The sequence below is a fragment of the Streptomyces sp. Q2 genome (assembly GCF_056820935.1).
This window is the reverse complement of the sequence record NZ_JBXEJE010000010.1, coordinates 44,945-58,975: the sequence shown is the minus strand read 5'-3', so window position 1 is coordinate 58,975 and position 14,031 is coordinate 44,945. Positions and strand designations below refer to the sequence as shown.

The 14,031-nt window shown below is 72.3% G+C and carries 12 protein-coding genes; 3 read left to right on the top strand and 9 right to left on the bottom strand.

The genetic code is table 11. From position 1 onward, the window contains the following. Positions 1–31 precede the first annotated feature (31 nt). From sigJ to ACWBNA_RS12865, 3 genes are all read right to left on the bottom strand, one after another. Positions 32–898 (bottom strand): RNA polymerase sigma factor SigJ, encoded by an 867-nt coding sequence (gene sigJ / locus ACWBNA_RS12875; protein WP_482704447.1) that lies wholly within the window; start codon positions 896–898, stop codon positions 32–34. Between the two features lie 163 nt (positions 899–1,061). Beyond that, positions 1,062–2,615 carry an acyl-CoA synthetase gene (locus ACWBNA_RS12870; RefSeq protein WP_482704446.1) on the bottom strand — a complete coding sequence of 518 codons (1,554 nt, stop codon included), beginning with the start codon at positions 2,613–2,615 and terminating at the stop codon, positions 1,062–1,064. Beyond that, entirely contained in the window at positions 2,612–3,721 is a 1,110-nt protein-coding gene (locus tag ACWBNA_RS12865) for an NAD(P)H-dependent flavin oxidoreductase (RefSeq protein WP_482704445.1), read from the bottom strand. Before ACWBNA_RS12865 ends, ACWBNA_RS12870 begins: the two co-directional genes overlap by 4 nt. Before the next feature lie 198 nt (positions 3,722–3,919). On the opposite strand from ACWBNA_RS12865, the gene ACWBNA_RS12860 reads away from it, so the two are divergent. Then, the gene (locus tag ACWBNA_RS12860; protein WP_482704444.1) at positions 3,920–5,716 is read left to right on the top strand and encodes a serine hydrolase domain-containing protein; all 1,797 of its coding nucleotides are present in this window, start codon (positions 3,920–3,922) and stop codon (positions 5,714–5,716) included. A gap of 52 nt (positions 5,717–5,768) precedes the next feature. On the opposite strand, the gene ACWBNA_RS12855 is transcribed toward ACWBNA_RS12860, so the two are convergent. The 5 genes from ACWBNA_RS12855 to ACWBNA_RS12835 form a co-directional block, all read right to left on the bottom strand. Then, positions 5,769–7,346 (bottom strand): phytoene desaturase family protein, encoded by a 1,578-nt coding sequence (locus tag ACWBNA_RS12855; RefSeq protein WP_482704443.1) that lies wholly within the window; start codon positions 7,344–7,346, stop codon positions 5,769–5,771. A 54-nt stretch (positions 7,347–7,400) separates the two neighbouring features. After that, complete coding sequence (locus ACWBNA_RS12850; RefSeq protein WP_482704442.1) at positions 7,401–9,641, bottom strand: serine/threonine-protein kinase; 2,241 nt, start codon at positions 9,639–9,641, stop codon at positions 7,401–7,403. A gap of 21 nt (positions 9,642–9,662) precedes the next feature. Beyond that, positions 9,663–10,562 carry an oxygenase MpaB family protein gene (locus ACWBNA_RS12845; RefSeq protein ID WP_482704441.1) on the bottom strand — a complete coding sequence of 300 codons (900 nt, stop codon included), beginning with the start codon at positions 10,560–10,562 and terminating at the stop codon, positions 9,663–9,665. 9 nt (positions 10,563–10,571) lie between these two features. Further along, positions 10,572–11,741, bottom strand: a complete 1,170-nt coding sequence (locus ACWBNA_RS12840) for an acyl-CoA dehydrogenase family protein (RefSeq protein WP_482704440.1) — start codon at positions 11,739–11,741, stop codon at positions 10,572–10,574. 112 nt (positions 11,742–11,853) lie between these two features. Further along, a complete protein-coding gene (locus tag ACWBNA_RS12835) occupies positions 11,854–12,228 on the bottom strand; it encodes a four-helix bundle copper-binding protein (RefSeq protein ID WP_482704439.1) in 375 nt (124 codons plus the stop codon). Positions 12,229–12,358: 130 nt separating this feature from the next. On the opposite strand from ACWBNA_RS12835, the gene ACWBNA_RS12830 reads away from it, so the two are divergent. Further along, positions 12,359–12,724, top strand: coding sequence for a DUF6479 family protein (locus ACWBNA_RS12830; RefSeq protein WP_482704438.1), 366 nt, complete (start codon positions 12,359–12,361; stop codon positions 12,722–12,724). 117 nt (positions 12,725–12,841) lie between these two features. Next, complete coding sequence (locus ACWBNA_RS12825; RefSeq protein WP_482704437.1) at positions 12,842–13,195, top strand: DUF8129 domain-containing protein; 354 nt, start codon at positions 12,842–12,844, stop codon at positions 13,193–13,195. Positions 13,196–13,270: 75 nt separating this feature from the next. Here the strand turns inward: ACWBNA_RS12825 and ACWBNA_RS12820 are convergent, their stop codons facing one another. After that, entirely contained in the window at positions 13,271–13,966 is a 696-nt protein-coding gene (locus ACWBNA_RS12820; protein WP_482704436.1) for a type 1 glutamine amidotransferase domain-containing protein, read from the bottom strand. Positions 13,967–14,031: the final 65 nt, after the last annotated feature.

The following is a 14,031-nucleotide window of genomic DNA, read 5'->3' as shown; positions in this document are numbered from 1 at the left end:
CCCGCCCCTGGGGGGGGCACCACACTCGCGGTCAGGTGGTGACGTGGCCGAGCTTGTCCGGGTTGAGCACCACGTAGATGCCGTCGATGCGGTCGTCCCGCACGTCGATCGTGACGACCTGGTCGACGCCGTCGACGGTGATCGCGAGGGTGGGCCGGCCGTTGACGTCCACGCGGCGCGGAGTGCCGAGGGGATAGCGGGCGACCAGGTCCGCGGCGAAGGCGATGACCTGCTCGCGGCCCTCGACGGGCCACAGGGCCGCCCTGACCTTGCCGCCCCCGTCACTCCAGGCGACGGCGTCCTCGGTCAGCAGCGCCGTCAGCCGGGCCTGGTCCCTGCTCTGCGCGGCCTCCAGGAAGCGTGCCAGCAGCTTGGCGTGGTCATCGTCGGAGAGCGTGAACCGGTCACGTCCGGCGGCGAGCCGACGGCCGGCGCGCAGGTACATCTGCCGGCAGTTCGTCTCGGTCGCGTCGAGAATACGGGCGATTTCGCCGTACGTGAGTCCTAAGGCCTCGTGCAGCACGAAAACCGCGCGGTCCTGGGGTGACAGGCGCTCCATCAAGTGGACGGTGGCATAGGCGACGGTGCTGCGCAGCGTGGCCGTGTCCAGCGGGCCGAGCGCGTCGGTGGCCACCGGCTCGGGCAGCCAGGGCCCGGTGTACGACTCGCGGGTCACCTTGGCGGACCTGAGCCGGTCGACGGCGAGCCGTGCGAGGACGGTGATGAGGAAGGCCCGGGGATCACGGACCTGGGCGCGGTCGGTGCCGGTCCACCGCAGGTGGGCGTGGTGGACGACGTCCTCGGCGTCCCCCATGGTGCCGAGCAGCCGGTAGGCGAGGCCGAGCAGCAGGGGGCGGTAGGTCTCGAACTGCTCGGTCGCCGGCTCCGGGATTTCCAATTCCGATGTCCTTCCCAGTCGTTCGCTGCGGTGGTCGCGGCCAGTGTGGGTGCCCCAGTCAACTCCGCCGCGTCCCTGTCGCGCCACCCGGAGTGACGGGACGGGCGGTCGCCGCCGCAGATCATGCCGGGCCGTGGAGCCGGCCCGGGCAGGGGAAGGCCGGTCAGACCGGTCGCGTACGGCCCTCCCAGTGCGGATCCCGCAACCGCCGCTTGTAGAGCTTGCCGTTGGGGTCGCGCGGCATCTCGGTGATGAAGTCGACGCTCTTGGGCCGCTTGTATCCGGCGAGTTGTTCGGCGCAGTGGTCGAGGAGCGCGGCGGCGAGGGCGGGGCCTGGCTCGTGGCCGGGGGCCGGTTCGACGACGGCCTTGACCTCCTCGCCCCAGTCGTCGTGCGGGATGCCGAAGGCGGCGGCGTCGGCGACGGCGGGGTGGGCGAGCAGGGCGGACTCGATCTCGGCCGGGTAGATGTTGACCCCACCCGAGATGATCATGTCGATCTTTCGGTCCCGGAGGAAGAGGTACCCGTCCCCGTCGAGGACGCCGAGGTCGCCGACGGTGAAGAAGTCGCCGATGCGGTTCTTGCGGGTCTTGGCCTCGTCCTTGTGGTACGAGAAGCCGCCGGTGTTCATCTTCAGGTAGACGGTGCCGAGTTCGCCGGGCGGCAGCCGGTTGCCGTCGTCGTCGAAGACCGCGAGCTCGCTGATGGGCCAGGCCTTGCCGACGGTGCCGGGCTTCTTCAGCCAGTCCTCGGCGGTCGCGAAGGCGCCGCCGCCCTCGCTGGCCGCGTAGTACTCCTCCACGCAGTGGCCCCACCAGTCGATCATGGCCCGTTTGACGTGGTCGGGGCAGGGGGCGGCGCCGTGGATGGCGTGCCGCATGGACGACACGTCGTAGCGGGCCTTGATGTCGTCCGGGAGGGCCAGCAGCCGGTGGAACTGGGTGGGGACCATGTGGGTGTGCGTGCACCTGTGGGTGTCGATGAGGCGGAGCATCTCCTCGGGCGTCCACTTGTCCATCAGGACCAGGCGGTGGCCGATGTGCAGGGACGCGCCGGCGAACTGGAGCACGGCCGTGTGGTAGAGCGGAGAGCAGACGAGGTGCACGTTGTCGTCGAACGGGCGGATGCCGAAGATGCCGAGGAAGCCGCCGAGGTACGCCTCCTCGGGGAGCTTGCCGGGCAGTGGGCGCCGGATGCCGCGCGGGCGGCCGGTGGTGCCCGAGGTGTAGTTCATGACCCAGCCGAGGGTGCGGTCGGCGGGCGCCGACTCCGGTCGGCCGTCGAGGAGTTCGGCGTACGGCCGGAAGCCCTCGACCGTGCCGACGGCGTACCGGTGGGTGGTCGGCAGACCGGCCTCGTCGGCGGCGTGGCGGGCGGCCCCGGCGAACCGCTCGTGGGCGAGGAGCACCTTGGCTCCGGAGTCGGCGACGATCCAGGCGATCTCGGGGCCGACGAGGTGGTGGTTGACGGGCACGAGGTAGAACCCGGCCTGGCTGGCGGCGAGGTACGCGGTGAGGAACTCGACGCCGTTGGGCAGGACGACGGCGAAGGCGTCACCGCGTTCGAGCCCGGCGGCGCGCAGCCCGTGCACCATCCGGTTGGTCTCGGCGTGCAGCCGTCCGGCGGTCCACTCCTCGCCGTCGGGCGCGATGAGGGCGGGGCGCTGGGGGTCGGCGGCGGCCTGGGCCCAGAATCCGTTGAGGGGCTGAGTCGTCACTCCTGGCTCCTTCCGGCGATCCGGTTGACTCGGTCGACGGCCTCCTCGAAGCCGCGGGTGAGGTCGTCGAAGACCTCCTGGACGCCGCGTTCGCTGTTCATCCGGCCGACGATCTGCCCGACGGGCGTCCCGAGCAGCGGCTCCACCTCGTACTTCTGGATCCGCGAGACCGCGTCGGCGACCAGCAGTCCCTGCAGGGGCATGGGCAGCGTGCCGGGTCCGTCCGGGTCGTCCCAGGCGTCGGTCCATTCGGTGCGCAGCTGTCGTGCGGGTTTCCCGGTCAGCGCCCGCGAGCGGACCGTGTCGCCGGAGCCGGCCGCGAGGAGCTTGCGGGTCAGGGCGCGCGAGTGCAGGTCCGCCTCGGTGGTGGTCAGCCACAGGGAGCCGAGCCACACCCCCTGGGCGCCGAGGGCGAGCGCGGCGGCCACCTGCCGGCCGCTGCCGATGCCCCCGGCCGCGAGCACGGGCAACGGGGCGACGGCGTCGACGACTTCGGGCGTGAGCACCATCGAGGCGATCTCACCGGTGTGGCCGCCCGCCTCGTAGCCCTGCGCGACGACGATGTCGATGCCGGCCTCCGCGTGCTTGCGGGCGTGCCGGGCGCTGCCCGCGAGGGCTGCGACGGGAACGTCCTGGGCGTGGGCGCGCTCGATGACGTCGGCGGGTGGTGAACCGAGCGCGTTGGCCAGCAACTTGATCGGATAGTCGAAGGCGACGTCGAGCTGGTTGCGGGCGACCTGTTCCATCCAGCCGGTGATGCGCCAGCCCGAGGCCTCCCCTTCGGCCAGATCCGGCACGCCGTACTTGGCGAGGGTGTCCTTGACGTACTGGCGATGGCCTTCGGGGATCATCGCCTCCACGTCCGCCTCGGTGACGCCCTCCACCTTCCTGGCGGGCATGACGACGTCCAGCCCGTACGGCCTGCCGTCGACGTTCGCCTCGATCCAGTCGAGGTCGCGTTTGAGGTCGTCGGGGGCCGTGTAGCGGACCGCGCCGAGCACTCCGAAGCCGCCGGCCCGGCTGATGGCCGCGGCGACGGCGGGGAACGGCGTGAAGCCGAAGACGGCGTGCTCGACTCCCAGTGTCTTGCTCAGCTCCGTCTGCATGGGCGCAGGATGCCGCAGTCCCCCGGACGAGGGAAGAGCATTCCTGATGCTCCGTCAGATTTCTGTGAGGTCCGCATGACTCCTGGATACCGACACGGACGGCCGCACGCCCCGTTGACACACCGCACACCTGACACGAAAGTTTCACACCGCAAGGTGATCCCGGAAAGATACTTTCAGACAGCGGGAGGTTCACCCATGACACAAGACGCGGCCGACAGAGCAACGGCCGGATCCGGACCAAGCCTGACCCGACGTCAACTGGCCAGACACACCCTCGCACTGGGCGGCGCCCTCGCCATCGCCCCCTTCCCCGCGGGCCCGGCGTCCGCCGCCCCACAGAGCGCGCACCCCACCCTGCGCCACGGGTCCCCCGAGCGCGCCGGTCTGCTCCCTGCCCACCTGCGGCAACTCGTCACGGACGCCGAGACGTTCCTCGCCCCCTCCCCCAAACACCCCTGGTACGCGGGCGCCGTGCTGCTCGCCGGCCGCGGCTCCACCGTGGCCCTGCATCAGCCCATCGGCATGGCGGTGCGCTACCGGGCGTACGACGAGAAGACCGACACCGGCGTCGAGTTCCCGGCCGACCGGCAGATCCCCATGGCCGAGGACACCGTCTTCGACCTCGCCTCGGTGTCGAAGCTGTTCACGTCGATCCTCGCCGTGCAGCAGATCGAGCGGGGCGCGCTGGAACTGGAGGGAAAGGTCGCCGGGTACCTCCCGGAGTTCGGCGGGGCGGGCAAGCAGGACGTCACCGTCCGCCAACTCCTCACCCACACCTCGGGTTTCCGCGCCTGGATCCCGCTGTACAACGCGCCGACGTACGAGGAGAAGCTCCAGCTCGTCTGGAAGGAGGCGCCGCTCAACGCGCCCGGCTCCACGTACCTCTACTCGGACCTGAACCTGATCTCGCTCCAGCTCGTGCTGGAGAAGGTCACGGGCCGCCCGCTGGACACGCTCCTCCACGACGAGGTCACCGCCCCGCTCGGCCTGCACCACACCCGCTACAACCCGCCCGCCTCCTGGAAGCCGGGGATCGCCGCCACGGAGGACGCCCGCAGGCCCTGGTCAGGGCTGGAACGGGGCCTCGTGTGGGGCGAGGTGCACGACGAGAACGCCTTCGCTCTCGGCGGCGTCGCCGGCCACGCGGGCGTGTTCTCCACCGCGTGGGACCTGGCCGTTCTGGGCCGGACGCTGCTCAACGGCGGCAGGTACGGCCGGATGCGCATCCTGCGCCCCGAGTCCGTGGAGTTGATGTTCACCGACTTCAACACCGCCTTCCCCGGTGACGAGCACGGCCTCGGCTTCGAGCTCTACCAGCACTGGTACATGGGCGCGATGGCCACACCGCGTACGGCGGGACACACCGGCTTCACCGGTACCTCGCTGGTGCTCGACCCGACGACCGACTCCTTCCTCGTCGTCCTCGGCAACTCCGTCCACCCGGTGCGCAGTTGGCGATCCGGCTCCGCTCCCCGGGTCGCCGCGGGGAACCACATGGCGCGCGCCGTGCCGGTCCGCCCCGCGTACGGCCGTACCGCCTGGTTCTCCGGAACGGCGAGCGCCACCACCGCCACCCTCGCGCTGCCCGCACTCGACACGGCCTCGGGCGCCGCCCGGCTGCGCTGCGCGCTGTGGTGGGACACCGAGCCGACGGCCGACGTGCTCGTCCTGGAGGCCACGACGGACGGCGGCACGACCTGGCAGCCCGTCCCGTTCACGACCGTCCGCCACGGGGACGAGCCGCACGAGCACCCCGCCGGCACGGTCACCGGCTGGTCGGGACGCGTCTGGCACCGGCTCCGGGCGGACCTCCCGGCCGCCCCGCGACTGGGCCTGCGCTGGCGGTACACGACCGACAAGCTGTACGCCGGCCGCGGCGCCTACGTCGACGGACTGCGGGTCGAGGCGGCCGACGGCGTCCTCTTCGACGAGGCCCGTCCGGCGGACGCGGCGCGGATCGACGCGCAGGGCTGGGCGGCGTCCGCCGACTGACGGTCCGGCCCGGGACGTCGAGGCGCTGCGTGTGCACGCGCGGGCCTGACTGTCAGCCGTCGAGTTCCTCCAGCACGGCCATGGCGGCGTTGTGCCCGGGCACCCCGCTCACTCCTCCTCCGCGTACCGCGCCCGCCCCGCACAGCAGCACGTTCGCGTGCCGGGTCTCCACGCCCCAGCGGCCGGTGCCCTCCTGGGCGTACGGCCAGGTCAGTTCGCGGTGGAAGATGTTGCCGCCGGGCAGCCGCAGGTCCCGCTCCAGGTCCAGCGGTGTCCTGGCCTCGATGCAGGGCCGCCCGTCGGCGTCGGTCGCCAGGCAGTCGGCGAGCGGCTCGGCGAGATGGGCGTCCAACTGCGCGAGCGTCGACTTCAACAGTTCCTCGCGCACGGCGTCGTTGTCCCGGTCGAAGAGCCGGGCGGGCGTGTGCAGGCCGAACAAGGTCAGTGTCTGGTAGCCCTGTTCGACGAGGTCCGGGCCGAGGATCGTCGGGTCGGTCAGCGAGTGGCAGTAGATCTCGGAGGGCGGGGCGGCGGGCAGTTCACCGGCGGCTGCCTGGGTGTGCGCGGCGGCCAGTTGCTCGTAGCCCTCGGCGATGTGGAAGGTGCCGGAGAACGCCTCGCGGGGGTCGACAGAGTCGTCGCGCAGCCTCGGCAGACGGGTGAGGAGCATGTTCACCTTGAGCTGGGCGCCCTCGGCCGGGGTGGGCGGCTCGTCGCCGGTGAGCGCGGCCAGCTCCCGCGGAGAGGCGTTGACGAGGACGTGCCGGGCGGTGACGACGCCCTCTCCGTCGGCGGTGCGGTAGGTGATCTCGGCGGTACGACCGTCCGTGTCGACGCGCGTGGCCTCGTGGCCGGTGGCGAGGACGGCGCCCGCGTTGCGAGCTGCCGTGGCGAGGGCGTCGGTGAGGGCGCCCATGCCGCCGACGGGTACGTCCCAGGCGCCGGTGCCGCCGCCGATCACGTGGTAAAGGAAGCAGCGGTTCTGCGGGAGAGCGGGGTCGTGGGCGTCGGCGAAGGTCCCGATGAGAGCGTCGGTGAGGACCACGCCCCGCACCAGGTCGTCGCTGAAGCGCTCCTCGATCGCCGCCCCGATCGGTTCCTCGAAGAGGGTCCGCCAGGCGTCCTCGTCGTCGATGCGCTGGCGCAGTCCGTCGCGGCTGGGCAGCGGCTCGGTGAGGGTCGGGAAGACCCGCTGGGCCACGTGGGCGGTCATGCCGTAGAAGCGCTGCCACGCCTCGTACTCGCGCTCGCCGCCGGTGAGCCGCGCGAACGCCTCCCGGGTGCGGCGCTCGCCCCCGCCGACCAGGAGTCCGGTCGGCCGGCCGTCGCGTTCCACGGGGGTGTACGACGAGACGGTGCGGGTCCGGACGCGGAAGTCCAGGCCGAGGTCCCGCACGACCTTCTTCGGCAGCAGGCTGACCAGGTAGGAGTAGCGCGACAGCCGCGCGTCCACCCCGGCGAACGGGCGGGTGGAGACGGCGGCGCCGCCGGTGTGGTCCAGCCGCTCCAGCACCAGTACGGAGCGTCCGGCCCGGGCCAGGTAGGCGGCGGCGACGAGGCCGTTGTGGCCGCCGCCGACGATGACGGCGTCGTACGTGCGGTGTGCCGGGTGTCCCTCGTGTGCAGGCATGGTTCTTGGTAACACGGGGTGATCCACATCGGCCAGCGATGGACCGCGCCGGTGTCAGTGGCCGCCCGGCGACCGCTGCTGCCGCAGCACCGCCACCCTGCGGTACAGCTCGACCGCCTCCGCGCCCCGGCCCAGCTGTTCCAGGCAGTGGGCCTCGTCGTTGCGGCTGGCGAGGGTGTCGGGGTGGTCCGGGCCCAGGACGCGCTCGCGGGCGTCGGCGACGCGCCGGTACTCGGTGAGCGCGTCCGGCCAGCGGCCGAGCCAGCCGAGGCCGACGGCGACCTCACGGCGGCTGACCAGGGTGTCCGGGTGGTCGGGGCCCAGGACGCGCTCGCGGATGGCGCACACGTCGCGGGACTCGGCGAGGGCTTCCTCCCAGCGGCCGAGGCGGCCGAGGTTGACGCCGAGACCGTGGCGGGCGCGGAGGGTCTCGGGGTGGGCGGCGCCGTGGACGCGGGTGCGGTCGTCGATGAGGTCGCGGTAGAGCTGGAGGGCCTCCGCGCTGCGGCCGAGGCGGCCGAGGCTGATGCCGATCTCGTAGCGGGCGGCGAGGGTGTCGGCGTGGTCGGGGCCGAGGGCCTGGGCGCGGGCGTCGGCGACCTCGCGGTAGGTCTGCAGGGCCTCCGGCCAGCGCCCCAACTGGCCGAGTGCGTAGGCGACCTCGTACCGGGTGACGAGAGTGTCGGGGTGGTGCGGGCCGAGGACGCGGGCGCGGGCGGCCGCCACCTCGCAGGCCATCCGGTACGAGTCCTCCAGGCGGCCGAGTCTGCTGAGGTTGAAGGCGAGGTTGTGGCGGCAGCGCAGGGTGTCGGGGTGGTCGGCGCCCATGGCGCGCTCGCGGGCGGCGAGGACGGAGTTGTAGACCTGGTGGGCGTCGAAGTGGCGGCCCAACTGGCCGAGGACGTACGCCATTTCCTGGCGGGCGGCGAGGGTGTCGGGGTGGTCCGGGCCGAGCGCGATGCTTCTGGCCCGGGTGACGTGCTTGTACTCGCGCAGGGCGTCTGCGGCGCGGCCGGTGCGGCTGAGGGTGAAGGCGACCTCGTAGCGGCTGGCCAGCGTGTCGGGGTGGTCGGGGCCGAGCAGGTGCTCGCGTTCGGCGGCGACCGCGCGGTGCACCTCGCCGGCCTCGGCCCAGCGGCCCAGCCGTCCCAGACTGAGCCCGGCGTTGTGCCGTGCGGCGAGCGCGGTGACCGCTTGCGCCGAGGGGGTGGGCGGTGCGGCCGGTACGGGTTCCGCGGTCCGTCCGGTGAGGGAGCGCGCGATCCACTCGCCGGTGAGGCCCGCTCCGGCGTCCGGGGGTGCGGTGCCGAGGCCCGCGCCGGTGGCCTTGTGGCCGGTGGTCATGCCGCGCGTCCAGGACGGCAGGCGCACCTCACGGGGGCGTGCGGACTCGGGCGGGCCGAGGTCGGGCTGCGGGGTGACGACGGTCGGCACGTAGGCCGGGGTGGACCGGCCCGCGTCGATCCGGCGGCCCACCTCCCTGGCGTCGTCGGGGCGTTGGCCGGGTTCCTTGGCCAGCAGGTCGAGGATGACCCGGTCCAGGTAGGCGGGCAGTTCGGAGCGGTGGCTGCGCGGCGGGCGGGGCGGTGTGTCACGGTGGCCGATGAGGATCGCCCAGGCGTCTTCGAGGTCGAACGGCGGCGCCCCGGTGGCGATCTCGTACAGCACGCAGCCCAGCGAGTACAGGTCGCTGCGCTGGTCCACCTCGTCGCCGCCGATCTGCTCCGGCGACATGTAGTGCGGGGTGCCCATCGCGATGCCGGTGCCGGTCAGCCGTGAGGTGAAGCCGATGTCCGCGCCGAGCCGGGCGATGCCGAAGTCGCAGATCTTCACCGTGCCGTCGGTGAGCCGGACGATGTTCGCGGGTTTCAGGTCACGGTGCACGATGCCCTGCCGGTGCGTGTACGCGAGGGCGGCGGCCACCTGGTCGGCGATCTCGACGACGTCGGCCACGGGCAGCGGGTGCTGTTTGTTGTCCTCCAGGAGCTGGCTGAGGTTACGGCCCTCCAGGAGCTCCATGACGAGGTACAGGACGCCGTCGTACTCGCCGAAGTCGTGGACGACGGTCACGCCCCGGTGCTGGAGGGAGGCCGCCACCCGGGCCTCGCGCCGGAACCGCTCTCTCAGGACCCGGGTGAAGGCCTGGTCGTGCTGCGCGCCCAGCGGCTTGAGGCACTTCACGGCGACATGCCGGCCCAGCGACTCGTCCCGCGCCCGCCAGACCTCGCCCATGCCACCGCGCCCGATCACCTCGAGCAACCGGTACCGGCCCTGGATAAGCCTGCTGTCCCCCATCTCCTGCGACCGCCCCCGTCGTCACCGCGCCCCGCCCTCCCCTGACTCGTCCAGTATGGCGAGCTGTCGTCCGAGTTTGTACGGCGCGGGTCGGGAGCCCGGCCCCAGGCGGGCCATGGCGCGCAGGATGTGTTTGGGCGGGAGCTGCCAGCGCAGACGTGCGGGGATACAGCGCAGCAGGGTGCCCGTGGCGCGCAACTGCCGGGTGACGGTGGAGGGTTCCGGGGCGGGTCTGCCGTACAGCTCGTGGGCGTACGGCGGCAGGGCGGCGTACGCCAGGTGCGCCACGCGCCGCCACAGCACCCCGCGCGCCGGGATGAGAAGAGGGTGCGTCGGAGGGCGGAGGAGGAAGTCGTCCACCGCGCGTGCCTCCTCTCCGGCGGCGAGTTCGGGCCGGACCTTCTCGAAGTAGGCGTTCATCTGGGCCAGGTCGGCTGGTACGGCGTCCGGGTCGAGGCCCACCAGGCGGGCGCTGACCCGGTGCTCGGCCACGTAGCGGTCGGCCTGCGCGTCGGTGAGCGGGAAGCCGGAGCGGCGCGCCACCTGCAGATACGAGTCGATCTCGGCGCAGTGCACCCACAGCAGCAGCTCGGGTTCGTCGACGCCGTAGTGTTCGCCGGTGTCGGGGTCGGTCGCCCCCAGCCTGCTGTGGATCTTCCGGACCCGGGCGCCCGCCTTCTCTGCGGCCTCGGTGGTGCCGTACGTCGTGGTGCCGACGAAACTGGCGGTGCGGAACAGCCGGCCCCAGGCGTCGGCCCGGAAGTCGGAGTTCTGCATGACGCCCCGGACCGCGCGCGGGTGCAGTGCCTGGAGGTAGAGGGCACGGACGCCCGCGACCCACATCATCGGATCACTGTGCACCTGCCAGGTCACCGAGTCGGGACCGAAGAGTCCTGGGTCACCTGTTCGGGGATCCGCCATGTCAGCAGGCTAACGCCGCACCCTCGGCATCCCCAGCCCGATCCACGAGATGATCTCCCGCTGGATCTCGTTGTTGCCGCCGCCGAAGGTGAAGATGACCGCCGAGCGGTAGCCGCGTTCCAGTTCCCCCCGGAGCACCGCGCCCGCCGAGCCCTCCTTCAGCGCGCTCGCGGCTCCCACGATCTCCATGAGCCAGGCGTACGCGTCCCGGCGGGCCTCGGAGCCGTACACCTTGACCGCGGAGGCGTCCTGCGGGGTGAGGGTGCCGTCCTCGACGGCGTTCACCATCCGCCAGTTGAGGAGCTTGAGCGCGTCGAGCCTGGTGTGGGTACGGGCGAGCAGGCGTCGCACCCAGGGCAGGTCGACGACGCGGCGGCCGTCGGCCAGCTTGGTCTCCATGGCCCAGCGCTGGACGTCGTGCAGGGCGCGGATCGCCATGGTGCCGTGCGCGGCCAGGGTGACGCGCTCGTGGTTGAGCTGGTTGGTGATCAGGCGCCAGCCGCCGTTCTCCTCGCCGACCCGGTGGGCGACGGGGACGCGGACGTTCTCGTAGTAGCTGGCCGTGGTGTCGTGCGAGGCGAGGGTGTTGATGACGGTGCAGGAGTAGCCGGGGTCGGTGGTCGGCATCAGGAGCATGGTGATGCCCTTGTGGGGCGGCGCGTCGGGGTCGGTGCGGACCGCGAGCCAGACCCAGTCGGCCGTGTCGCCGTTGGTGGTCCAGATCTTGTGGCCATTGACGACGTACTCGTCTCCGTCCCGGACGGCACGGGTCTTCAGGGACGCCAGGTCGGTGCCGGCGTCGGGCTCGCTGTAGCCGATCGCGAAGTCGATCTCGCCGGAGAGGATCTTCGGGAGGAAGGACGACTTCTGTTCCTCGGTGCCGTACCGCATGATCGTCGGGCCCACGGTGTTCAGGGCCATCAGCGGCAGCGGTACGCCGGCCTGGGCGGCCTCGTCAAAGAAGATGAACTGTTCCATCGCGGTCAGGCCGCGGCCGCCGTACTCCTTCGGCCAGCCGACGCCGAGCCAGCCGTCCCTGCCGAGGCGGCGGACGGTGTCGCGGTAGAAGCGTTTCTGGGCGGCCCGGTCGGTGAGGGTGGCGTCTCCCACCAGGCCGGCGAAGTAGACGCGCAGTTCGGTGCGCAGTCGCTGCTGCTCGGGCGTGTGATCGAGATGCACGGCGCCTCCAGGCTCCCAGGCCGGTCCTGACGGCGCACACCGTAGAACGTGTTCCAGAAATTGGGAATGGGCATGCGTGCGGGCACCTGGGACGCCCTGGTCGTCCGGGCTCTCAGACCAGCGTGGCCATGAAGTCCGAACACGCCTGCGCGCACTCCCGGCACGCCTTCGCGCTGTCCTCGGCGCCCGGGTACTGGTCGAAGACGTGCGCGCACTCCAGGCACACGGACCGGCACCATTCCAGCTGGGCGCGGATTCCCTCCTCGTCCAGGTGGTTCTGCTCGGAGAGCACCCGGCACGTCGCGTCGCAGACCTCCGCGCACATGACGCCCTTGCGGCGTACGAGTTCCTGTTCCTGGGTGGCGTCCGGATCCACGAGGCTGGCGCGCAGGGCGCAGGCCCGTGCGCACTCGGTGCAGGCCTGGGCGCAGGCGAACCTGTCCTCCAGGAACCGGAAGAGCTCCTGCTGGGATGTCGTCGATGTCACCTCGGTCGGGTAGCCGCCGCAGAGCGGGCCAAACCCGGTGTTCGCAAGGGTTCCGGCGTGTTTCCGGTTGCCGTGCCCCGACCGCGCGGGGCGTCGGTTCACCTGCGAGGCCCAGGGGTACTCGCGTTCCATGGATACCTCATGGATGGACATCGCCGCAGGCCGGGGCGCTCTCGGCATCGGCCTGGTCGTGGCGGGTGCGGTGGTCGTGGCGGTGCTGATCGGCGCCTTCGCTCTGGGTGTCCGCGTCAAGCGCCGGGAGCTGCCTCGCCCGACGCCGGAGGAGCAGCCGCGGCCGCCGGAGGGCGGTCCGGTACGAGAGGTGCGGGAGCACCGGGAACCCGACGAGGTCCCGGAGAGCGACCACCGTCTCACCCCGCACCAGCTGCCCGGTCACGGCAACGCCTCGACCCGGACCAGCGCGTCGCAGGACCGGCCCCGCTGGGACGAGGGCAGCAGCGGTTCCTTCGGCAGCGGCGGGGCGGGCGGGCGCTGACACCAGCGCCGGGCACCGGCGCCGACGCCACCGAGCCGGTCGTAGTGCCGCGTTCCACCGCGTCACAGGGGCCATCACAGACTCGTAGAGCCCACAGCACAGAGGGAAGTGAGATCCATGGCCGACTCCGGCCGCGACAGCCTGCCGCTGCCCGACTACGACCAGCTGCCGATCGGCGGTCTGGAGAGCCGCGTACGGTCACTGACCGCGCAGGACGTCGAGGAGCTGCTGGCATACGAGCGGACGCACGCCGACCGCGTCCCGGTGACCGCCGTGCTGACGGCACGTCTGGAGCAACTGGAGGCGGGCGCCGAACCGACGTCCGGCGACCCGGGCGCCCTGCGTCCCGAGCAGGCCGCCTCCCACGCCGGCTCCCGCGTGTCGCCCGCGACCTCGCCGCAGCCCTTCAGCCCGCCGCCGCACGGCACCCCGGACCAGCGGGGCAGGCCGAAGGGTGACCGTACGCAGTGACCAGCGAGGGGGTCACGGACGGGGCGGCCACCGTCGCCGTCCCGTCCGCGCCCCGCCCTCGTCACGGCTGGGGATTCACGCCAGCTTCTTGAGCAGCTCGGCGGCGAGGAGCGCCGAGGACGCGGGGTTCTGGCCGGTGACCAGGTTGCGGTCGGTCTCGACGTGCGGGGCCCAGGGTGCGCCGGCCTCGACCTTGATGCCCGCCTCGGTCAGGCGGTCCTGGAGCAGCCACTTGGCGCGCTCGGCGTTGCCGGCGAGCTGCTCCTCGGTGTTGGTGAAGGCCGTGACGCGGTATCCGGCGAAGGCGTTGGTGCCGTCTTCCTTGACCGAGGCGAGCAGCGCCGCCGGGCCGTGGCAGACCACGCCGACCGGCATGCCGCTGCCCACCGCCCGCGTGAGGATGCCGCCCGAGTCGGCGTTCACGGCCAGGTCCTCCATCGGGCCGTGGCCGCCGGGGACGTAGACCGCGTCGTAGTCGTCGAGGCGTACGTCGGTCAGCGTGATCGGGGACTGGAACTCGGGGGCCGTCTCGATGACGGCGCGGATCTTGGCGGCCTGCTCCGGGCCGCCGTTGGCGTCGGAGCCGAGGCTGCCCTCGTCGACGGGCGGGACCACGCCGCCGGGGGTGGCCACGGTGACCTCGTGCCCGGCGGCCCTGAAGGCCTGGTACGGCACCGCGGCCTCCTCGGCCCAGTAGCCCGTGGGGTGCGTGCTGCCGTCGGCCAGCGTCCACCGGTCGGCGCCGGTCATCACAAAAAGGATCTTCGCCATCGTCATCTCCTCAAGCACGGTCCGTCTCGGACAGGAAGGGGGCTGCCGTGACGGACGGTGATCGC